The sequence below is a fragment of the Rhizobium sp. 05L429 genome (genome assembly GCF_056397645.1).
The window spans coordinates 55,120-75,771 of the sequence record NZ_JBFTNV010000025.1; the positions used below are offsets into that span (position 1 = coordinate 55,120).

The following is a 20,652-nucleotide window of genomic DNA, read 5'->3' on the forward strand; positions in this document are numbered from 1 at the left end:
AGCGAAAAGGAACGAAGATGAAGATCACCGATCTGCGCTGCGCCGTAATCGGCAAACACCCGATCGTCCGCATCGTTACGGACGAGGGCCTCTATGGCTTGGGTGAAGTCGAATTCACCAAGTCCTACCTCAAGCCTTTTGTGCTGCATTTCCGCGAGGCACTGATCGGCGAGGATCCGACCGACGTCGAGAGAGTGATGTTGAAGATCCGCCAGCGCGGCTCTTTCAAGCCGTACGGCGCGGCGGTGAGCGCTATCGAGCATGCCCTGTGGGATATTGCCGGCAAGGCCGCGGGCGTGCCCGTCTACAAACTGCTCGGCGGCAAGGTGCGGGACAAGGTGCGCGTCTACAACGGCTCTATTCGCCAGAAACGCACGGGCGACCGGCCGGAGGATTACGCGGMTGACGTCAAATGGATGATGGAACAGCCGCAGAACTTCTTCATGGTCAAGCAAGGAATCTCGTTCCACTCCAACATGAAGGACACGATCGAGGACTTCCACTACGGCGTGACGCAGAAGAAGGCCGGCTATCACGGTGCCATGGATCAGGGCGTGATCAGCGAGCGCGGGTTCAATCACATGCTCGACTGTGTGATCGCGATGAAGGAAGTGCTGGGCGACAAGGTCAGCCTGGCACTCGACTGCGGCCCAGGCTGGATGCTGCCCGATGCGATCAAGTTCGCGCGCGCAGTCGAGAAGTACAATTTGATGTGGCTCGAGGACATGCTGACTGGCGACTACGTGCCGTGGGTCAATCCGCAGGCCTATCGGGAGCTGACGACCTCCACCTCGACGCCGATCCACACTGGTGAGCAGATCTATCTGCGGCACAATTTCAAGGAACTGATCGAGACGCAGGCGGTGCGCGTCATCGGCCCCGATCCAGCCGATATTGGCGGCATTKCCGAGCTCAAATGGGTCGCCGAGCACGCCTATATGCACTCGATCCTGATGGCACCGCACGGCACCGCTAACGGCCTGCTGGGACTTGGTGCGTTGATCAATGTCTGCGCCACCTTGCCGGCAAATTACGTCGCGTTCGAATATCCGAGCGCCTCCGACCCCTGGTGGGAGGATCTGGTAATCGGCTTGCCGACGCAGATCGTGAAGGACAGCATGGTCGACCTGCTGGAAGCGCCGGGGCTCGGCCTCGATATCGACGCTGAAGGGGCCAGGAGATATCTCATGGAAGAGGATGCGGGCTTTTTCGACTGATCCTCACCCACCTGCCGTGCCGGTCTTGTCGGGGAACAGGTGATAGGGCCTATCGAAATAGTTGGTATCGATCTGCAACCACGGAATGAAGGCCGATATTCATAGTCTTGTCGCAATCGGGTACGGCGGCGGCTCGCTACAGACTGTAGTCGGGAATGAAGAACCCGCTACCGGGTCGGCTGTCCAGGTTTCGGCATGCCAAGACCTGGCAGGCGCGATCATCGCGGGTCGGGATACCCCTCCACTCAGCATATTCATTGGCGTCACAGAAGCGGCTATTTCGAATGAACCGATCGTACAGCGGCAAACCCCTTGGCGATGTCCATCTGAAGATGACCGCACCCTGATTATGGACGGCCGCACGGGCGCCTGCACAGCTCATCGAAAGCGGATTGAGCCGTGAGATCGCAAAAGACTGGGTCGCAATGAGGGCGACAACAGCGGTCAGCAGTAACGTCTTCATGGTTTTGATCCACTTCTCTGCGAAGGGGCGGTCGCGGCATCGCGATCTATCCCGATAACGAAGTTGGCCGTCGGAAGTTCAACAATGACACAAGATTGAGAACTTTTCCGGGATGATCCGTCTCCTCAGGTCGCACCTGCCGCACTTCTGGTGCGTTTCAAAGCTCAGCGGGAGCGGAGCCGGAGGTCAACTGGTTCTGCCGCTCAGCGTGATGCTTTACGACGCTGATCGCCGTTTCGAACATGGCTTTGATGCTGCGAATCTTCGCGAGAATGTCTTCAACTTCCGTCGCGTTTAGTAGGGATGGGCGAGGCGGACGGTTGCCCTTGGCGGCATTGCTGCTCCAGTGCGCGTTCGATCCGCCGACACCTGGGGGCAGGGCACCCGCTGCCGACAAGCGGGCCGGATGCAGCAACACAAGCGACGCCGAKAAATGCCGTCATAGCCATCATGGTCGACTTTGTTGGGCTGCCTCGATCATGTTGTCGACGTAGCCTCTTACCGGCTTAACGTCGGCAGTTCTCTGCGGACAGCCGAGAGGTTTGGAGAATGCACCCGTCGATACCGCGCCTCGACCAGGTTGTAGATGCCGAAAGCGGCAAGGCCGATGGCGACCGCAAAGTATAGAATGCTGCCGAAGGGAAGTTGCCTGATCCATGACAAGGCCTCGCTCATGCTTCCGGCCTGACTCTGGTCCACTTTGAAGGCTGCATAACAAAAGAAGATGCCGATAATGGCGAAGACCGCGCCACGAGCTAAGAGGCCGTAGACGCAGACCAAAAAGAGCAGACGATTTTGCCGAAGATCGAGATAGCGTTCAAAGCGGCGGGTCAAGCCTTTGAGCGCGGTGATGACGCCCCCGATGATGAATCCGACACCTATCGCTCCAGCGAGATATCGGCCGAAAGGTTGAGACATGACCCAGGCAGCGAGGCCCTGTTCTCCGCTAGCGCCGCCAGGTCCTGCACCTATCGCTGCTTCGAACGCGTAGATTGCCAGACCGATGTAGGTGAACGCACTGCCGAAGAGCGAAGCCCGGATCAGATAGCTTTTCGCGCTACGATCATGATTGTCGGCGTTGGCAAGCGACTGAGCGAGCCGCCATGCGACGAAGCCGAGTAGACCCAGGCCGATCAATGCAAGCCAGACCTGGCCGAGGGGCTGGTTTAGCAGCACGTCGAGAGCTGATTTTGTGTCGGCCTTGCTGCCGCCAAAGCTTGAAAACATGGCCAATGCGGCAACCAGGAGAAAGACGATCCCCCTCGCGCCGTATCCTGAACGAGCTAGCMACTCAAACTTTGATTTATTCATGTTGGGTCCCCCGTTGCCATCACAACGAGAAACCGCGAATTCGGTTCCGCGATGACCGACAGGCGGACCCGCTTGGATGTCAGTGTTCTCACGCTGTTCCAAGTGAGATCCGATGTTCATTCCGTGAGGCGACCAGTTCGTTTCGAACGCGCCTGTCAATATTGCCATCGGGAAAATTTGCTGCAGGAAGGCTCCGAAAACTGCCAATCTGTGAGTTGATCCGATAGAGGGGGCATGATGCCGTCGCGTCCACGGAATCTCGAAGATTTCGAGCTGAAACTGCGGTGCTCGACAAACTGCACCAGCTGGGATTTAAACCGTCCGCGACCTCGGTGACGTGGAAACCGTGCAAATGTTGAGAACGCCCGGTATCACCGGCTACGGATGGCGGAAGATCGCAGCGGCATTGCCGTCTGCTCGTCGGACAAGTCAGTAGGCAATTTGACCGAGCCACGAGCGCAGTCAAGCAAGGCGAAGGTCGATCTGCGGGTATAGTTTCTTCAAGTTTGGCAAAGATTTGGTCTGCCACGGATACTGGCTCGTGCCTTTCACCACAAGTTGGACTTCCGGGCGCTTTCGAGCCTCGATCGTCAATTTGGCGAGCAGGTTGATCCCTGAAGAATTGAGAAACTCAAGTCCGGTCAGATCGAAAGACACGCGGGCGTGGTGACCGGAAAGAATGCCGGACGCCAGGGAGAATATCGGCGCGTACGCGTCTGGCCCTGCAAGCCTTAGGGTTCCTTCGAAGAAGACCTCGCTGCCTTCTGCCCACACTCTGAAATCTTCATCTCGAATTTCCATTGTACCCTCACATGTTGGAAACCATCGGTACCGACACTGCTGCAGTCGTAGTGAGCATAACGCTGCCCTCGCCATAGTCATCGAATTCCCAAGTCATCCTTGCTCCGTAATCGCTGAGTAGCGTTAACAGACCGAGGCCGGAGGCGTTTGAATCAGCCAGCGCATTTGCTTCGATCTGCCGAATAAGCAGGTCGCCGGGATCGCTCTCGAGCATATGATCAAGCGTCCGCTGAAACCTTGMCGAACTCTCGAGCGCGATCGGGTTCCTCACACGCAGCAGGAACTCCGCCGAGCGAAGGCAGGCTTGGATTTCTATCGATGAAGGCAGCCGGAACTTCACTGCGTTCTCGATCAGTTCGTTAGCGAGGTACCCGATGCTGTGATGAACCACAGTGTAATGTTGCTTGCTGGAGGCGTAGGGCATCGCCATCACGCCCGCGATGAAGTCGGATGTAATGCCCGAATGCCTCCAGCCAAGCTGCAATGGCCCGTCTGTCAGCGTGAGCCGCGCACCGCGCTGCAAATTGGTCTCAGCCAAGTCGATCGAGCCATATAATCTTCTAGCCATAGCTCACCTGTGCCGCAAAACGAGGAGGGTGATGTCGTCACGTATTTTCTGGGTGCCCACGTATTCCATCAGGGCGGTTACGATCCCCGACACGATTGCGTTTGCGCTCCTTTCTTTCAGGCGCAGTGCTTCGTTACACAGTCTCTCGATGCCGAAGAGCTCCCCGGAGCTGTTCTCCGCCTCCGTGACGCCGTCGGTGTGAAGCAGGATGAGGTCGTCCTTCTCGAACGGTATCCTGACGGAATTCACAAAGGGGGCGATGTCGGCTTCCAGGCCGATCGGTAACCCAAGATCGATGGTATCGATCCGTTCCATGTCCCCGTTTGCCCGCACCACGATGACGTCCTCGTGCTGTCCGGACAGCACCATGTCCGTGCCGTCGTAGTCGAGGAAGGCCAGCGTCATGTGCTTGTCGATCTTCGTTCTTTCGATATTCTTGAACAGGGCACTGTTCAGATCAGTCAGAAATTTCACCGGGTCGGTGCTGCCGGCTTCCTGAAGTGCGCGCGCCACCGACTGGACCATCAGCATGAGGACACCGCTTTCCAGGCCGTGACCCGTGACGTCTCCGATGCCGATCTTGAGCCTGTCGCCGCTTTCGAGAACGTCGTAGTAGTCGCCGCCGACCTCTTCAGCGGCCCTCATGTATCCAGCTACCTCGAGGGTTGGAAACGATTGCAACTCTTCCTCCAGCGGCAGGACCATCATCTGGATTCTCTCCGCAACGGCCAGCTCTGTTCCTAGCCGTCGGTTTTCCCGCTCCAACTGTGCATTGAGCGTCGAAATCTCCTCCTTGGCGTCCTCGATTTCAGCGGTGCGCTCGGCTACGATCTGCTCGAGGTTTTCGGTGTGAAAGCTGATCTCCTCGGCCATCCTGTTGAAAGCCTCGCCAGCTTCGCCGACTTCGTCCCGGCTGGTGACAGCTACGCGGACGGAATAGTCCTTCGCCTGGATTTTCCGAGCGGCACTCGCCAACGCACTGATTCCTGCCGTAATGCGCTTGGAGGCCGCGACGACCGCGATGAGTACGATGATCAGCGACGCGAGGATCGCCAGGATCTGATAGAGAACGATGCGATTGGTCGCGTCGGTGATCTTGGCCTGGGCGGCCACCAGGGACGCGTAGATTTCTTGTTCCGGTACAACGATGCCAAGGGACATTGCTTCAGCCTTCACGGGCCCCGATGACCAAAGATTCGTTGCGGGAAGGTTCTTCATGATGACCATGAAAGGCACTTCGTTGCCGCCTATATTCAAAAGCAGGTGCCTTATTCCTTCCCGCTGGTCGGAGGCGAGTTTGACGATTGACGGCTGAGTGCTAGTCTTCAGCGATCGCTCGATGCCAGCTACGCCGCTGCCGTTGCCTTCGCTTGCGGCATTCACCCCGATCGTTTGCTCGCCAGCCTTGTTGATCGCGATCACGTTTCCATCTGACATCGACAGAAACCCGAACCCGGACTGCGCGACCTTCACGTTCTCGACGATCTGGGCGAGCTGATCGAGCGTGATGTCCGCTCCGACCGTGCCCGCAACTTTCTTCCTGTCCGGGGACCACAGGGGATGGAAGAAGCTAACGATGAGCTTTCCGGTGATGGCGTCGGTGTAGGGCGCAGTCTGCGTGATGTCGCTGGAGGCAGGCCGCAGCTTGGGATCCGTCGTCCAGCTCTGCCATGACTCATACAGGCCCGGAAAGAAGAAGTCCCAGAAGTTCGCATCGTTGTGGCCGGGATAGAGGCGGTCAAACGTCTGCGCCTGATCGGTGTAGGGAGCAGTCCTGAAGATCGGCCTCTCCTTCGGACCGATGTAGTACATCTGCAGCTTCGCGGATCCGGTTTTTAGCAAACTCGGGGCTACGAGGTTCAGTACCGCACTGGTGTTGATGTCCGCCTGCACGTCAGCGCGGGGCATGTTGTCGGGTCCGAGCAGATAGCCCCACGCGCTAACGACCGACGAGGTTCCTGGCGCATTCTGCGCCCATCGCCCCCCGACATTGTACGTTACCTCTACGCTGCCTGGCGAGCTTTTTGAAACTGAGCTACCGACATCAGCACCGGTTGCGGGATCGTCGATCTGAGCCTGCATGACGCCTGCGAGCGTGGACACGTCGCTGTGAACTTGACCGAGCAGGAGCGAGACTTGGGCAGCGGTGGAGCTCGCGTATGTCTGCAGGTAGTCTTGGCTGGCATTCTCAAGGCCATGCCCGACCTCGACGGTTGCGTTGCGCGATAGTCGTTGGACATTCCATAGGGCGAGACCGCCGCTGACCAGCAGGTCGAACAGCACCGCGCCACCAACCAAAAGGATGAACTTGGCTCGGAACGAGTCCCATCGAACAAAGGATCTGGCAGAGGTGTCATCCATTAGAACGGCTTCCGTCCCGAGGCTGCCCAGATGGGCCATCCGGCATATCCCTTGGGGTGAAGGGCAGCGGCTATATGGTCTCGGAAACCCTGACGGAATTTTCTGATGAACTCAGGAGTATCTCCACGACGCACCGCCATTTCCCCAGCATAGACATTCTCCCAAGCCTCGATCATGTCGGCAAAGTCTTGCGGGTCGCCATCGAGATTGGTCACCATGAAGCTCTCGACTTGGATTTGCTCGAAACCCGCATCCGTCAGGAAGCGTCTGCTCTTCGGGCCCATCTCGACGTCCATATCGAAGTGGCTGAAAAGCCTGGCGACTTCGTTGTAGGTCCATTGGATGGACTGCGAATGTGGCTCGCCGAGGCAGTGTGAATTTTTCTCATTGGTGATGTAGACCCGGCCCCCCGGCTTGCAGATGCGATGAAGCTCCCGCAGCAGCAGGTCGGGCCTGTCGAAAATCTGGAGCGAGTGGCGGCAGGTAACAAAATCGAACAGGTTGTCTCCGAGAAGCATCTGCGAGGCGTCACCATAGGTGTATTCGATGCCCGAAAGTCCGAATTCGGCTGCTACACGGCGTGCGTATTCCAGGCTTCGTTTCGAGTGGTCCAATGCCACCAGACGGGCAGGGCTGAATTCCTTGTGTATAAGAGTGGCAAAATCGCCGATGCCGCAACAGATATCGGCGACAACTGCGCCGCTCCGCAGGCCGTGACGAGGTAGCATCTGACGTTCGTGCCTCCACGTCATCTTCGTCTGTGTCCGCAGAATAGGTATGAAGCTCTCGTCCTCGACGAACGTTTGGMCGGGATAGAATGCGGAGTCGTAGACCTGGACCGTGATGTTCGGCTCTCTCTCCGCCAATTCACGGAACAGCGTGGCCGACCAGGATATCACGCTGGATGTCACGACCACGACGCTGAAGTCAGCTCTGTGTGAGCATACGGATGAGAGGACCTCTCCCAAGGCATGGAATGCGGTTTGGTTGATGTTGGTCAGTCTCTTGACGTTCAGGTACGCGACGCCTTTGCATGCGTCGAGGCCATGCCTCACCTGACCGAGGATCTCGCGAATGTCGATTGGGGATCGCGGCCTCAGTTTCCCAACGAGAGCGATCTCCTGGTTTGTTGGGTCGAATTGCAGCATGAACTTGCCGAGATTCGCGTTCAATGGAACTCCCCGCGCCATTTCAACGACGATGCGATTGCAATCCGACCGGACGGCGCAGCGTGCGCTGACAGTTCAACGTGGAACAGCTTTGCGAGGCGAACTAAGCGCAACTCATCATCGGTGATCGCGCTAGCGGCGCTCGGTCGAAGCTTTTCTGCCGATGCTTCCCTGATGAGCCGAACGATGTTCTGGCAATCGTCTTCACGACACTGGTAGCCTACGCTTATGCGCAAATCTTCGACGTCCTTGTGAACTTCGAATTTGACGGTTCCTTCTCCGGAGGACGTCTTGAAGGCCAGTTCCACCAGCTCGTTGACGATCAGCGACAGGAAATTGKAGTACCGTGCTGCATCCTCGTGCATTTGGCCCGCAACCTGGGCAAGGTATTCGACGACGCGGTCGCAGAGTGCCCATTCCGCCATCAGGAGACCCGAGTCCAATTCCAATGCCGCCATCGGCTTCAATTTACAGCCCTCAAGGTCGCGCATGGTTAGGTGACTCGGTGCGATTGTACGTCGCGCTATGCCGCCGATCCGGCGTAGACAGGAACTTCTTCAAGGAGTTGACCGAAAGGGGAGCGCTGATGAGAAACCCCTGGATCCGATCGCATCCGATTTCCGTCAGCCATTGCGCCTGCGCTTGGGTCTCGACACCTTCTGCTGTCACCTGCATGTCGAGGTCATGCGCAAGCACGGTGATGGCACGTACGATGGCCTGGCTTTTCGGATTGGTCTCGATATCCGCGACGAAGTACTTGTCGATCTTGATGGTGTCGAAGGGGAAATTCTTCAGATAACTCAGCGAGGAGTACTGGGTCCCGAAGTCGTCGAGGGAAATCCGGATGCCCAGGATGCTGAGCGTGTTGAGCGTGTCCAGATTGTTCACGGTGCGCTCGAGGAGGACGCTTTCGGTAATCTCCAGTTCCAGTCGCTCGGCCGGAAGTCCGATTTCGTCCAGTGTCTGCGAAATTCGGTCCGTAAGTCCGTCCCACAGGAATTCGGCCGGAGACACGTTGACCGCCAGAGTGAAATCTTCCGGCCAGTCGAGCGCTTGTCGACACGCCTGTTGCAAGGTCCAGGAGCCGATCTCCGGCATCAGCCCGTCACGTTCAGCCATCGGGATGAAAACGGAAGGTGGTATGTGGCCGAGCAAGGGATGCTTCCAGCGTAGGAGTGCCTCGAATCCTACGACGCAAGAGCTTTCCACGATGGGCTGATATTCGACGGAGAATTGCTGTTTTTCCAAGGCTATGCGAAGACTTCGGCGCAGCAATTCCCGCTGCTMGATGATGTGAAGCATTTTCGCCTCGAACGTGCTCGCTCGTCCCCTGCCTTCCGTCTTTGCAGCATAAAGCGCAACATCGGATGCCTTCATTAACGTCTCCGGATCCCGGCCATCGACAGGTGCCACCGATATCCCCACGCTCAAGCCGACGAACACAGCGATGCCATCGAGCGTAAAGGGATCTTTGAACGCGCGGACCAGGCGCTCGCCGAGCTCCCGACTTCGTGCCGGATGTCCATGTCCAAGCGAAATCACTGCAAATTCGTCACCCGCAAGCCGATATGCGCGATCCTCGCTGCCGAGGCAGCTCACAATGCGGTTGGCTGCGAGCTGGAGAAGCTTGTCTCCGGCCGGGTGGCCGAGGGTGTCGTTCACGGGCTTGAAGTCGTCGAGGTCCAACTGCATTAGGGAGACCACGTCGGGGCCGCCGTCGATTCCCCGCAACCCATCGCTGAGGTCGCTGCTGAACTGTCGACGGTTCGGTAATCCTGTCAACGCATCGTGATGGGCCTGGTGCAGGAGGGTGTTGCGCTCGTCGTGATCCGGTCGATAGGACTGCACCACGGCCAGGAAGTTTCCAGCCGCAAATATCGTGAGGTGCCCAGATTCCCCGGCGAAGAGGACAGGCGACAGGCGGAGGGGAACTGGGTCCCCTGACTGCGCGTACCGGGCCACCACGGACATATCCAAATTAGGATACATTTCCGGAAGGGATGCGTTCGGACCGAGATTAGCAGCCGCTTCAATATTTGAAGGGCAGGCAACGAGATTGAACTGGCTATCGAAGAGGAAGAGCCTGTCGAATTTACCCTCCGTCGCGGCGGCGGGAGCTGAAGGTCCCTGCCAGCTTGATCGGGGCTTTGTCATGCTTCCTGGCCTCTATTGCTTCCTACAAGCTGAACCGACACTCTAAGGCACTTTAAGAGTGTATATTAGTAGCAGCTGTTTGAAATAATAGAAACAAGCATAGTGTCGGAGCTTTACCTCCTCCACGCCGATCGCACCCGCCACCAAAGCGGGGCGAGTGGACGGGCCAATGCCACTGATTGACAACGAACCCAGCACGCTGGCGAGAGCCTCACGTCTTGCTTTGCAGCATGAGGATCAGCCGGGGATACGATACAAGCTCGACCCGACCGCCGAGCAGGCGAGTCTCATGTGAACTCCTTGCAATTTTTTCGATGCAWGGAAAAGGTATACGTTCTATATCAACGCTAAAATACGCACTAACTGTAAAGCTGATATCGTGGAGTATATCTATGCCCGAAACCCGCAAAGGTCCGGTTTCCCATATTTCAGTAGTAAGACAGTCGAACAAGAAGGTCATGGAGGAAGCCTTGATCGACGCCAGGCGGGCGCGGCCGATCCTCGAGCAGATTGGCAACAAATGGTCGGTGTTGATCCTTAGCGTTCTTTGCACTCGACCATCGCGATTTAATGAAATCATGCGCCGCTTGGATGGGATAACCCACAAGGCGTTGGCAGATGCGCTCAAACGGCTTGAGCGAAATGGGCTGGTTGAGCGCCATGTGTTGCCGACGGCACCCGTTGGCGTCGAGTATTCCATCACGCCGATGGCGGAATCCCTGCGTCAGCCGTTTGCTGCGCTATACGAATGGGCGATCACCAACGGGCCGGAGATGGAGCGCGCTCAGGCGGAATACGACAGTGACCGCGCTTGAATGTGCGGCTGAATATGTCTTGCTGTCGCAGACACGTCATCGATTCTTGTCACGCGGATCGCCAGGTCAATTGCGGTCCGGGTAGAATTGGAACAGAGTARGAACAAAGCTGGTAAACCTGCCATTTTTGGTTTACCGCATTAAATACTGCAAAGGTGAGGGCGAGATGAGTCGGCTGAAACTACTGAGAGACCAACGTCAGCTAGCACAATCAAAATTCGAGGGGCTACCGGAGGACCATCCGCTTCGCTCGCGCTACCTCGAGTGGCTACGCGCGCTCGATGAGCAGATCGAAGCTCTGACCTGAATCGCGCATTCGAAACATCCGGAGATCAATGATGTCGCTGTCGGAGAAATTTATCGTCGTCCCGTTCAAGCGCAACCGGGCGGGCTTGGTGCCAGGAGACATGCGACAGGCCTCGAATGGGACGTCTGCGGAGAAAATAGCTTTAGCGATGTCGGCCAGGTCTATTGGCGTAGGAGCCTATTCAGTGATGGTCGACAGCGAAACGGGYGATATGAGYTCGCCAAGACTGCTKGCTGSYTTCGGTGAAGTYGGTGATCTGACGCAGGATTGAGCCGACGCGGTCGGACGTCCGTCCCTTATTGATCATGGTCGCCGGGCTAGCGTCGTTTCGCTTATCGCACGGCGGCTACCACAGTACCTGAACGGCGACGACGACGAGAAAACCAATCCCCACCGCGAGAGCAATCCGCAAAACAGTGCGATTGGCCTCGGCGAGTACTTCTGGCTTAGGGTCTCGCTTGGCATTGAATTTGTGGTGACGTTTATGTGGCGCTCCCGCCTGGGACGATTTGTTTCCTGCTGCCATGGCTGTTTCGCTCGAGGTGGTAGATTTTCTGGAGCGCCAATCTAGCATGAAAGATGCGTGGTGCTTAGTGCTGCGATACCTTCTCGCTGGTGTCGCTTGTCTCAGCCGGTCTTGGCCTTGGCATCGGCTTCGTGCCGGAACGGACACAGGATCTGCCTAACCGCGGTTTCGAGTTGAAGAAGGTGCGAGGCGTCGATTTCAAGATCGAACTCGGTGTCGCCTGGAACAGGGAGGACCCGACCCCCTCGCGATGACATCATCGATATTGCCCGGTCGCTGGTGTGGMCGGACAGGTGAAGCGATGGCCGGTCGCCCGTGAACGTTTGCGAGACCGGAATCAATGTAGTGGAGATTAGTTGGACTCTATTTCCTCACGCGGCATGTGTAACGCTCCGCAGGAGCGGGACTAGCATCGACAGGAGCTCATCGTTTCCGCATGCAAACCGCAATTTCTCGGAAAGGCCGGTACGGCTCCAGTCAATGGTATGAGAAAGACCGAGGCTCTCGAGGATTGGCAGGGCCGCCATCACGTCCCAAGTCGAGTCCCCAAGCGAGATGTAGCCGTCGGTTTCCCCCATCGCAACCTCGACCAGCGACAGCGTCGCTGATCCGCATAAGCGGAAGTTGATCTGCAACTCGTCTGAAAGGAAGCGCACCACCTCGATGCGGTCTGACGTCGGGATGGAGGGGTGGAAACTGAAACCGACCGATGCTGCCGACATGTCCAGGGCTGGCAACGGCTTGACAGGTTTGCCGTTCAACCGTGCCCCGACCGATCGCCCCCCGACCAACATCAGCTGACGGATCGGGGCATAAATCACCCCAAACGTAGGGCTCCGGTTTTCGAACAGGCCAATGGAGATCGCCCAGTTCTGGCCGCCTCGAACGAAGTTGAATGTGCCATCGATCGGATCGATGACCCAAATACGGCCAGATGTACCTGGAATTTCACCACCTTCTTCGCCGAAAACTCCGTCATCGGGGAAGGCTTCCCGCAGTCTGGCGACCAGGAATTCCTCGACCTGCCTGTCGGCCTTTGTCACCAGATCGAGGTGCCCCTTCCTTTCGACCGGCAGGCTAGCCAGCGACCGGAAATGGGCCAAGGCCAGTTCCCCAGCTTCCCTTGCGATGTCTTCAACGATAGCCTCGGCTGGACGATCAGACGAGGCATAGCCATGCGTATCAACCACGCGCTTCATCCCTAAGCCTTGTGACCTGCGCCACGTCGTCGCCGAGGAGCTGGTCCAATTGGCCTTCACGAACCCATTGGATGATCTGCGCCTCGATATCGACGCCATACTGCATCAGTTTTTCATGATATCCCGCCGGCAAATAGGTGAACGCGGCGAAGCCTTCTTCGTGAAGCTGGTGCGCCTCGCCGCTGGCGAAGTGATAGACCTCGATATTCATGGCATCGAGATTGGCCTGCCGGGCGATCGCAGCCGGGTCGATCAGACGGGAGTGCATCAGACCGACCGTCGGCACGTCGGGAATGACCTCCTTCACGGCCTTCAGCTGGACGTAGTCGAACGAAGAAAACTGCAAGAGGTCGGCGCAACCCAGTTCATCGATCAGGGCCCGCAGTTTCGCGAAAAGGACATCGTTGCGGTCGTAGATCTTGAGCTCGAGCTGATAGATGATGCCGAGTTCACGGGCGAGTTGCAGGGCATCGCGGAGCCGCGGGACCCGCTCTCCGGTAAATTCGTGGCCGAACCAGCTGCCCGCATCGAGCTTGGAGATTTCCGAATAGGTCATCTTTTGCACGATGCCGTGACCGTTGGTGGTGCGGTCGACGGTCTTATCGTGCATCAGGATGAGTTCGCCATCACTGGTGATGCTGAGATCGGTCTCGCAGGTGGCCAGCGGACCGACAAACTCGAAAGTCTTTTTAAATGCGGCGAGCGTGTTTTCCGGCGCGCCGGCGCTATGGCCGCGGTGGCCGCCGAGGCGCATGTTTTCAATCGTCATTCTGAGCGGGTTCATGCCTATTTCCTTTCAATTAACGGAGGCGCGCGTCGAGCCGGTCGCGCAGGTAGTCGCCGAGCAGGCTGATCGACAGGGTCGTGAGAACGATGACGGCACCGGGGAATGCTGCGAGCCACCAGGCGATCGCCAGGTAGTTCCGGCCGTCGGCCACCATCAGCCCGAGACTGGTCTCGGGCGGCTGGATGCCGAGCCCGAGAAAACTCAAGCCGCTTTCCAGGAGGATGATTTCCGGGAAGTTGATGGTGAACTGCACGATGAGCGGACCGGCGATGTTCGGCAGCATATGACGCAGATAAATGCGCATTGGTGGAACGCCGACAATACGGGCCGCTTCCGCATAGCCCTCTTCCTTGGCACTGATGACGAGGCCGCGCGTCAGTCGCGCATAGCGTTCCCAGCTTGCAAAACCGACGAGAAAGACGAACAGCAGCGGGCTGGAACCGAGGAGCGCGAGAACGCTGAGCGCAACGATGATAAACGGCACCGCCGCCATCGCATCGGCAAAGCCCATGATGGCATTGTCGATCCAGCCGCCGAAATGAGCGGCAAGCAGGCCGAGGCTCGTTCCGATCAAGGCGCAGATGAGCGATCCGACGAGCGCAATCATCAATGTCGTCTGGGTCGCGATCAGCAGATTGCTGACGATGTCCCGTCCCAGGTAATCGGTTCCAAGAAGATGGGCGACGGATGCGAGCGGCCGCGCGAACCGCGCAAGCGGATCCTGATGCGTATAATCGAAAGGGGCCGACCATCGGCCCGTGATGCCGGCGATAACCACGACGGCGATCCATGCGCAGCATAGGGCGATGCTGCCCGGCATGCGGACAAACGGAGCCGATATCGTGCTGCGCATCGAGCGGGATGAGGGCGCTGCCGTCATGTCAGTGCTTCCTGATTTTCGGATTGAGAACCGCATAGAGGACATCGACGGTCAGGTTGATCGCGACCATGAAGGCMGTAAACAGCACGATCATCGCCTGTATCACGGGGAGGTCTCCGGTGTTTGTCGCGTTCACGAACCCGCTGCCGAGACCGGGCCAGGAAAAGACCGGCTCGATGAGCGCGGAGCCGCCGAGCAGGCCGCCGGCGACGAAGCCGAGTGTCGTCACCATCGGGATCGCGGCATTGGGAAGCGCGTGGCGGAGAATGATCTCCCAGTGCGGGATGCCGTCGGCGCGAGCGGCTGCGATATAGGGCTCGCCTAGCACGTCGATCAGGGTGGAGCGCATGAAGCGCGCCACGGCCGCCGCGTTGAACAGAGCAAAGGTCGCGACCGGCAGGATCGCATGGTTCCAGGTCGAACTGCCCGAACTCGGCAATACGCGAAGCCAGACGGCGAAGATAAAGATGAAGACCAGGCCGAGCAGGAAGTTCGGAACGCTGTAGCCTAGTACCGCTGCCGCCATCACGCCCTTGTCGAGGGCGTCATCGCGCCGCACGGCTGCAATGATCCCGGCCGGCACGCCGACCAGGATGCTGAGGATGAAGGCAGAGATCGTTACGGCAAGTGTTTTGGGAATTCGTTCGCTGATGACGGTGAAGACCTCACGCCCGTCCGCGAACGAAACGCCGAAATCGCCACGCAGGGCATTTGCGACGTAATACAGATATTGCTCCGGGATCGATCGGTCCAGGCCCCATTTGGCATTGAAGGCTGCAAGCGCCTCGGGACCAGCATTGTCGGAGAGCATCTGCTGGGCGGGATCGCCACTCAACCGCAGAACGACAAAGACGAGCGTAACGGTGAATAAGAGGACCACGATGGCCCGGATGAGGCGGGCAAGGATGAAGGCCATCATAGCGCCATCTCCTTCTGCGTTACCGCACTTTGCGGTGCGATCGCCTGCGGAAATTCCTCGGCACGATGACATGCTGTCTGTTGGCCGGCCACAGCCCGAAGCTCGGGTGTTTCGGTTGCACACCTGTCGAGCGCGAAGGGACAGCGCGATCGGAAGGCGCAGCCTTTCGATATTGCCGACGTATCGAGTTCTCCCTTGATGGGCGGCTCGATGTTGCGAACTGTCGGGTCCATGCTGGGGACGGAGGCGAGCAGAGCACGCGTATAGGGATGGCGCGGCCATTCGTAGACAGATCGGATGTCGCCCGTCTCCACGATGCGGCCGAGATACATGACGGCGATGCGATCGACGAGATAGCGCACGATACGCAGATCATGGGTGATGAAGACATAGGCCAGGTCGAGCTCCTGCCAGAGAGACCGCAGGAGTGCGACAACCTGAGCCTGAACGGATACGTCGAGCGCGGACACGGCTTCGTCAAAGACGACCAGCTTTGGGTCGAGGATCAACGCTCTGGCGATTACCACGCGCTGTCGCTGACCTCCCGACATCTGGTGAGGATAGCGGTTCATCATCGCGCTCGACAGTCCAACACGCTCGAGCATGGCGGCGACGCGTTCGTCGGCACCCGCCCGATCGGTGATGCGATGTACAAGCAGCCCCTCGGCGATCTGCTGCCCGATGGACATTTGCGGATTAAGGGCTGAAAGCGGGTTCTGCTGTACCAATGCGGTGCGGATGCGGAATGCTCTCCAGTCGTCGGCCTGGCGCCGCTTGTGATTGACACCTTCGAAGCAGACGTCGCCGCCTGTCGGTTCCGTCAGTCCGAGCAGAAGTCGGCCAAGGGTTGACTTGCCGCTTCCGGATTCTCCGACCACACCGATGCGTTCGCGAGCCGCAAGGTTCAGACTGATCGCMTTCACTGCAAGCTGGCTGGTCGGCCTCGCGAAAAAGCCGGTCTTGTGTCGGAACACCTTGGTCAGCCCCGTGGCCTGAAGGAAAGGCGCGCTCATGCGGCCACCGGATGGTAACAGGAAGCCTCATGGACGGGGCCGATGGTGGCGGGGGCGGGGAAACCGACGGAGCATTCGGCGCTTGCGCGCGGACAGCGTGGATGAAAATGGCATCCCGGCGGAAGGCTATCGAGCAGCGGCACGGAACCAGGGATAGGAGCCGGCGGTTCGAGATCGTTCGGATCGATGCTTGGCATGCAGTCGACCAGGGCGCGCGCATAGGGATGCGCCGGTCGCTGGAGCAGTTCGGCCACGGGCGACGTCTCGATGATCTTGCCGCAATACATGACGGCCGCTTTGTCGGCGAGGCGTGCGATGACGCCGAGATCGTGGGACACGATCATCAGCGCCATGCCGGTCTCCGCTTTCAGCTCTTCGAGTAGATGCAGGATCTGGGCCTGCATCGTGACATCGAGCGCTGTCGTCGGCTCGTCGGCGATCAGCAATTGAGGTTTCGCGGCAAGCGCATGAGCGATCATGACACGCTGGTTCATGCCGCCGGAAAATTGATGAGGATAGGCACGCATCCTGCTCCTGGCGCGATCGATGCCGACGCGCTCCAGAAGTCGCATCGCTTCCAGCCTTGCGTCGCTGCCTTTCAAACCTTGATGGCGATGAAGCGCCGATTCCAGATAATAGCCGATCGTGTGAACTGGATTGAGACTGCTGGTCGGATCCTGAAAGATCATCGCGATCTTCGGGGCCTTTGCCTTCACCCCGGTTGGAGCGCTGTTTTGGATGGTCACGCTGCCACTCGCGCGGGTAATGCCGCGTGGCAGCATGCTGGCAACCGCATAGCAGGTTATCGACTTGCCGCAGCCGGATTCACCGACGAGGCCGAGCGTTTGCCCGCTTTCGAGCGAAAAACTGATGCCGTCGAGGATTTTGATGTTCCGCGCGGGAACCTCGACGACGAGGTCGCGAACGGTCAGAAAATCGGACATGGCCGCCTCCAGGATGCGGTGCGCACGAATGCGCGCCGCAAGTTCGTTTGCTGGCGTCAGCCGAAGCTGAGATTGTTGCGGAATTCCATCATCTCGAAGCTGATCGGATTCCAGTGCACGTCCTTGCGGGCAGCGTAGACGTCGAACGGCTGGTAGAGGATGACCGCCGGCGCCTCTTCCTCGAAGATGTCGCGCAGGCGATTGAAGGCGTCGAACCGCTCCTTGCCGTCGGGCATCTGGGAGACCTTGGTGCACAGCTCGTTGAATTCCGCCGGAGCCTTCCAGCCCCAACGCTTCTGAACCTGGCCCTTCGGGCMGAATTCGCAAACCATCGTCGCCCAGGCGTCGGTCAGCCACTGGCCGTTCGACCAGTTGCGCATGTAGCTGTCCTGGTCCTTCGGAGCTGCGCCGGGAGCATAGACCTTCGGCACCACGTTGACGCCCATCTGCTTCCACATCTCGATCATCATCAACAATGCGGGGGTGGCGTTGGCGTAATAGTTGCCCATCGTGTGGTAGGTGATCGGCGAGCCGTCGTAGCCGCTTTCCTTCACGAGGCGCTTTGCCTCCTCGATGTCATAGGCCAGAGCGCGGCGATCGGGATCGAAGGTCTTGCCATAGTTCGGAAAGTTGAAGCCGTGCGGAATAATCGCCTTGTTGTGCCACAGGGACTCGACCAGCAGCGGGCGGTTGACCGCAAGTGCCAGCGCGCGGCGCAGCATCTTCGACTGGAAGATCGGCTGGTTCATGTTGAACGTGAACATGTGGAAATTTTCGACGACGTTTCCACGCGTTTCCAGATCCGAGTAGCCATTGATCATCGGCATGTCGTCCGGCGTCAGCGTGGTGACGATATCATATTCGCCGCTGATGAGGCCGGCGACACGCGTCGCCGGTTCGGCCACGAGCTGGTAGGTGATTTTTGATGCGGTCGGCTTCACTCCCCAGTAGTCGTCATTGGCTTCGACGACGACGCGATCGTTGGCGCCGAACTCGACGAACTTATAGGGGCCCGTGCCGACCGGCTTGTTACCGAACGCGACCGTTCCGAGCGACTTGTAATAGTCCTTGGGAACGATGCGCCCCATCCAGGACGCAACGTAGGACTCGGTCAGAGGGGTCGGCGTCTTCGTGCGCAGGACGACCGTGTACCTATCCTCGACGAGTGCGTCGTCGAAGTCGAGCGAGTAGGCGCCACCGAGTGGAATCGTCTTGATCGCATCGGGTCCCCACAGCCGTTCGGAGGAGAACGTGTAGGCGACGTCGTCTGCGGTCATCTCGACGCCATTGTGGAACATGACCTTCTGGCGCAGTCTGAAGCGGACCGACTTGTCGTCGATMCGTTCCMAGCTTTCGGCCAGCGACGGCATCAGATCGATGCCGTTGCCCGATGCACCTTTTCCGAAAAAGTCGCGCGCAAGCAGCGTGTCGAAAATCTGGTTGACGATGCGAGGACCGACGTTGCTGATCGCATTAATCGGTTCCAGCGTAACGGGAATGCCATTGACGCCGATCTTCAGCGCACGGCGTTCCGCCGAAAAGGCAAACTGGGCACTTGTGGCCGAGGCAAGCGCTGCAACGCTTGCGCCGATCATGAACTTTCTGCGGCTTGTCTTGAGCATCTGTTTCTCCTGGCGAGATGCTGTTGATGAAAACTTGGATTTGCTCAGTTCGCGATGACGAACTTCTTGCGCAGCTGTTCGGGAGCTGCGTCGATGATGGATTTCGCGCCGGCGTCGGTCACAATGACGCCGAGGTCTTCGATCCTGGCGACGACCGACAGGCTGGATTTCGTGAATTTCGAGTGGTCCGCCACAACGATCACGCGGCGCGATACCTCGATCATGGCGCGCGCCACACTTGCGTTCACCGGTTCCACGGTGCAGACCAATCCGCGATCCATATCAATCGAGGCGGCGTTGAGAATGAGCTTGTCGACATTGAACTGGCGAATGAGCTGCTCTGCCAATGGCCCGCGGAAGGATCGGTTCGTTTCGGTATATTCCCCGCCGACCGCGTAAATGTTCTGGCCGTCGAAACGGGTCAGTTCGGCGATGATGTCGAGGCCGTTCGAAATGAATGTGAGGCTGCTTCGGCCCGTGAGTCGCTTGGCGACTTCGAGCGCCGTGGTACCCGCATCGAGAAGCACCGTGTCGCCATCAGCGATCATTTCCGCGACTACAGCGGCGATCGCCGCCTTCTCAGCCTGTTTCCAAATGGAGCGGGCCGCATTGCTCTTATCGAGGGCAACCTGATTGATGTTGAGCGCACCACCGTGTGTCCGGCGCAGGAGGCCCGCTTCCTCCAACTCCCCGAGGTCGCGACGAACGGTCGCGACGGAAACTTCAAACCGCTCGGTGAGCATCCCGATGCCCAGAAACTGCTCTTCTTTCAGAAGTTCAACGATTTTTGCCTGGCGGTCCTGAGCTGCGGTTAGCACGTAGCGTTGTCCTCAAAATGATGTATCTCGCTCAAATTATGATCGCAATACATCTTGAGTCAAATGAAGAATTCATGACATTCGGCGTGCTGGCATCCTATCCGTGCCCCGCAAATCAAAAAATTTCACGGTAGGTCGAGACAATTGAGCGATATCGCTCAATTATCATTCACCACTGGTGGGCGCATTAGAAAGTGTCTTTGTGCCGCGAGAAATGACGATGGCGGGCCGGTTGGCTCCAGAGCTGAATATCCCATTTGAGGACACGCCTCCTGTGAACGTGTCGCAGGTCCACGATGGTCAGGCCTGACCAATTCCAGAACCGCTTCACATCCGGAGTGTCGTTGACGTCCTCCTGTGCCGTCGCGATCAGGGTGACGCCTGGCGCGGCATGCAGGCGGAACACGCGGTCGTGGGGCAGTTGGTCCCGCGTCTCCTTCGGATCGCGCACGCTGACGCTCCTGCGGCTGCCCTTCCTCACGCCCTCGTGTGACGCAAATTTCTGCTTTCGCGCGTGTCGCCGCGCGACTGCTATGCGGAGAGCTCCGACTCGCCAGAAGTCGGCGGCCACTCGACGCACTGTGCCTGCGAATGGCTGGGGGACAGTCTCGTCGGGCTGCACGTTTAGGAAGCTCGGCCCATCCTGTGGCCGCTCCAACCCTGTGCACGCCCTCGAGTGGATGTCGCCGGCTTGCCAGGGGGCCGGGCTGTCTTCAGTTTCACTTCAGTTACGCCTAATCCCGCGCTCATAAACGATTGCTAGAGAGAGATACGAAGC

General features: G+C 58.5%; 22 protein-coding genes and 1 pseudogene. 5 read left to right on the forward strand and 18 right to left on the reverse strand.

Annotation, left to right across the window (positions count from 1 at the left end; all coding sequences use genetic code 11):
- The first annotated feature begins 17 nt into the window (after positions 1 to 17).
- On the forward strand, positions 18 to 1,217 hold the full coding sequence (locus tag AC1DNW_RS23940; protein WP_477854557.1) for a mandelate racemase/muconate lactonizing enzyme family protein: 1,200 nt from the start codon (positions 18 to 20) through the stop codon (positions 1,215 to 1,217).
- A gap of 136 nt (positions 1,218 to 1,353) precedes the next feature.
- Here the strand turns inward: AC1DNW_RS23940 and AC1DNW_RS23945 are convergent, their stop codons facing one another.
- From AC1DNW_RS23945 to AC1DNW_RS23985, 9 genes are all read right to left on the reverse strand, one after another.
- The gene (locus AC1DNW_RS23945) at positions 1,354 to 1,680 is read right to left on the reverse strand and encodes a hypothetical protein (protein ID WP_477854558.1); all 327 of its coding nucleotides are present in this window, start codon (positions 1,678 to 1,680) and stop codon (positions 1,354 to 1,356) included.
- A gap of 157 nt (positions 1,681 to 1,837) precedes the next feature.
- Positions 1,838 to 2,098, reverse strand: a complete 261-nt coding sequence (locus tag AC1DNW_RS23950; RefSeq protein WP_477854559.1) for a hypothetical protein — start codon at positions 2,096 to 2,098, stop codon at positions 1,838 to 1,840.
- Between the two features lie 80 nt (positions 2,099 to 2,178).
- A complete protein-coding gene (locus AC1DNW_RS23955) occupies positions 2,179 to 2,991 on the reverse strand; it encodes a DUF1206 domain-containing protein (protein ID WP_477854560.1) in 813 nt (270 codons plus the stop codon).
- 462 nt (positions 2,992 to 3,453) lie between these two features.
- Entirely contained in the window at positions 3,454 to 3,792 is a 339-nt protein-coding gene (locus AC1DNW_RS23960; protein WP_113295863.1) for a slr1659 superfamily regulator, read from the reverse strand.
- A gap of 7 nt (positions 3,793 to 3,799) precedes the next feature.
- Positions 3,800 to 4,360 (reverse strand): slr1658 superfamily regulator, encoded by a 561-nt coding sequence (locus AC1DNW_RS23965; RefSeq protein ID WP_477854561.1) that lies wholly within the window; start codon positions 4,358 to 4,360, stop codon positions 3,800 to 3,802.
- A gap of 3 nt (positions 4,361 to 4,363) precedes the next feature.
- A complete protein-coding gene (locus AC1DNW_RS23970) occupies positions 4,364 to 6,721 on the reverse strand; it encodes a SpoIIE family protein phosphatase (RefSeq protein WP_477854592.1) in 2,358 nt (785 codons plus the stop codon).
- Positions 6,721 to 7,869 (reverse strand): class I SAM-dependent methyltransferase, encoded by a 1,149-nt coding sequence (locus AC1DNW_RS23975; RefSeq protein WP_477854593.1) that lies wholly within the window; start codon positions 7,867 to 7,869, stop codon positions 6,721 to 6,723. Before AC1DNW_RS23975 ends, AC1DNW_RS23970 begins: the two co-directional genes overlap by 1 nt.
- 20 nt (positions 7,870 to 7,889) lie before the next feature.
- Positions 7,890 to 8,381 (reverse strand): hypothetical protein, encoded by a 492-nt coding sequence (locus AC1DNW_RS23980; RefSeq protein ID WP_477854562.1) that lies wholly within the window; start codon positions 8,379 to 8,381, stop codon positions 7,890 to 7,892.
- The gene (locus AC1DNW_RS23985; protein WP_477854563.1) at positions 8,368 to 10,044 is read right to left on the reverse strand and encodes a putative bifunctional diguanylate cyclase/phosphodiesterase; all 1,677 of its coding nucleotides are present in this window, start codon (positions 10,042 to 10,044) and stop codon (positions 8,368 to 8,370) included. Before AC1DNW_RS23985 ends, AC1DNW_RS23980 begins: the two co-directional genes overlap by 14 nt.
- 169 nt (positions 10,045 to 10,213) lie before the next feature.
- Between AC1DNW_RS23985 and AC1DNW_RS23990 the strand changes: the two genes are divergently transcribed.
- From AC1DNW_RS23990 to AC1DNW_RS24005, 4 genes and pseudogenes are all read left to right on the forward strand, one after another.
- The gene (locus tag AC1DNW_RS23990; RefSeq protein WP_477854564.1) at positions 10,214 to 10,339 is read left to right on the forward strand and encodes a hypothetical protein; all 126 of its coding nucleotides are present in this window, start codon (positions 10,214 to 10,216) and stop codon (positions 10,337 to 10,339) included.
- 163 nt (positions 10,340 to 10,502) lie between these two features.
- The gene (locus AC1DNW_RS23995; RefSeq protein ID WP_477835084.1) at positions 10,503 to 10,859 is read left to right on the forward strand and encodes a winged helix-turn-helix transcriptional regulator; all 357 of its coding nucleotides are present in this window, start codon (positions 10,503 to 10,505) and stop codon (positions 10,857 to 10,859) included.
- A 338-nt stretch (positions 10,860 to 11,197) separates the two neighbouring features.
- Complete coding sequence (locus AC1DNW_RS24000; RefSeq protein ID WP_477854594.1) at positions 11,198 to 11,437, forward strand: hypothetical protein; 240 nt, start codon at positions 11,198 to 11,200, stop codon at positions 11,435 to 11,437.
- A gap of 323 nt (positions 11,438 to 11,760) precedes the next feature.
- Positions 11,761 to 11,989, forward strand: a pseudogene (locus AC1DNW_RS24005) (LysR family transcriptional regulator); the annotation flags it as partial.
- 74 nt (positions 11,990 to 12,063) lie between these two features.
- Here AC1DNW_RS24005 and AC1DNW_RS24010 read toward each other — a convergent pair.
- The 9 genes from AC1DNW_RS24010 to AC1DNW_RS24050 all read right to left on the reverse strand — a co-directional run bounded on the left by AC1DNW_RS24010 (position 12,064) and on the right by AC1DNW_RS24050 (position 20,325).
- Positions 12,064 to 12,891, reverse strand: coding sequence for an inositol monophosphatase family protein (locus AC1DNW_RS24010; RefSeq protein ID WP_477854565.1), 828 nt, complete (start codon positions 12,889 to 12,891; stop codon positions 12,064 to 12,066).
- Positions 12,875 to 13,675, reverse strand: a complete 801-nt coding sequence (locus tag AC1DNW_RS24015) for a glycerophosphodiester phosphodiesterase (RefSeq protein ID WP_477854566.1) — start codon at positions 13,673 to 13,675, stop codon at positions 12,875 to 12,877. Before AC1DNW_RS24015 ends, AC1DNW_RS24010 begins: the two co-directional genes overlap by 17 nt.
- Before the next feature lie 16 nt (positions 13,676 to 13,691).
- A complete protein-coding gene (locus AC1DNW_RS24020) occupies positions 13,692 to 14,558 on the reverse strand; it encodes an ABC transporter permease (protein ID WP_162748542.1) in 867 nt (288 codons plus the stop codon).
- Between the two features lies 1 nt (position 14,559).
- Complete coding sequence (locus tag AC1DNW_RS24025; protein WP_477854567.1) at positions 14,560 to 15,477, reverse strand: ABC transporter permease; 918 nt, start codon at positions 15,475 to 15,477, stop codon at positions 14,560 to 14,562.
- Positions 15,474 to 16,490, reverse strand: a complete 1,017-nt coding sequence (locus AC1DNW_RS24030) for an oligopeptide/dipeptide ABC transporter ATP-binding protein (protein ID WP_477854568.1) — start codon at positions 16,488 to 16,490, stop codon at positions 15,474 to 15,476. Before AC1DNW_RS24030 ends, AC1DNW_RS24025 begins: the two co-directional genes overlap by 4 nt.
- On the reverse strand, positions 16,487 to 17,434 hold the full coding sequence (locus tag AC1DNW_RS24035) for an ABC transporter ATP-binding protein (protein WP_477854569.1): 948 nt from the start codon (positions 17,432 to 17,434) through the stop codon (positions 16,487 to 16,489). The genes AC1DNW_RS24030 and AC1DNW_RS24035 overlap by 4 nt, the downstream gene beginning before the upstream one ends.
- A 56-nt stretch (positions 17,435 to 17,490) precedes the next feature.
- The gene (locus AC1DNW_RS24040; RefSeq protein WP_477854570.1) at positions 17,491 to 19,056 is read right to left on the reverse strand and encodes an ABC transporter substrate-binding protein; all 1,566 of its coding nucleotides are present in this window, start codon (positions 19,054 to 19,056) and stop codon (positions 17,491 to 17,493) included.
- Between the two features lie 44 nt (positions 19,057 to 19,100).
- A complete protein-coding gene (locus tag AC1DNW_RS24045; protein ID WP_113295849.1) occupies positions 19,101 to 19,874 on the reverse strand; it encodes a DeoR/GlpR family DNA-binding transcription regulator in 774 nt (257 codons plus the stop codon).
- A 187-nt stretch (positions 19,875 to 20,061) separates the two neighbouring features.
- Positions 20,062 to 20,325 carry a hypothetical protein gene (locus AC1DNW_RS24050; protein ID WP_477854571.1) on the reverse strand — a complete coding sequence of 88 codons (264 nt, stop codon included), beginning with the start codon at positions 20,323 to 20,325 and terminating at the stop codon, positions 20,062 to 20,064.
- Between the last annotated feature and the right edge of the window lie 327 nt (positions 20,326 to 20,652).

Coding starts and splice junctions, on each gene's coding strand:
- AC1DNW_RS23990 (WP_477854564.1), top strand. CDS start 10,214: ATGCCACTGATTGACAACGAACCCAGCACGCTGGCGAGAGCCTCACGT.
- AC1DNW_RS24035 (WP_477854569.1), bottom strand. CDS start 17,434: ATGTCCGATTTTCTGACCGTTCGCGACCTCGTCGTCGAGGTTCCCGCG.
- AC1DNW_RS23960 (WP_113295863.1), bottom strand. CDS start 3,792: ATGGAAATTCGAGATGAAGATTTCAGAGTGTGGGCAGAAGGCAGCGAG.
- AC1DNW_RS23995 (WP_477835084.1), top strand. CDS start 10,503: ATGGAGGAAGCCTTGATCGACGCCAGGCGGGCGCGGCCGATCCTCGAG.
- AC1DNW_RS24015 (WP_477854566.1), bottom strand. CDS start 13,675: ATGAACCCGCTCAGAATGACGATTGAAAACATGCGCCTCGGCGGCCAC.
- AC1DNW_RS23970 (WP_477854592.1), bottom strand. CDS start 6,721: ATGGATGACACCTCTGCCAGATCCTTTGTTCGATGGGACTCGTTCCGA.
- AC1DNW_RS23945 (WP_477854558.1), bottom strand. CDS start 1,680: ATGAAGACGTTACTGCTGACCGCTGTTGTCGCCCTCATTGCGACCCAG.
- AC1DNW_RS24020 (WP_162748542.1), bottom strand. CDS start 14,558: ATGACGGCAGCGCCCTCATCCCGCTCGATGCGCAGCACGATATCGGCT.
- AC1DNW_RS24010 (WP_477854565.1), bottom strand. CDS start 12,891: ATGAAGCGCGTGGTTGATACGCATGGCTATGCCTCGTCTGATCGTCCA.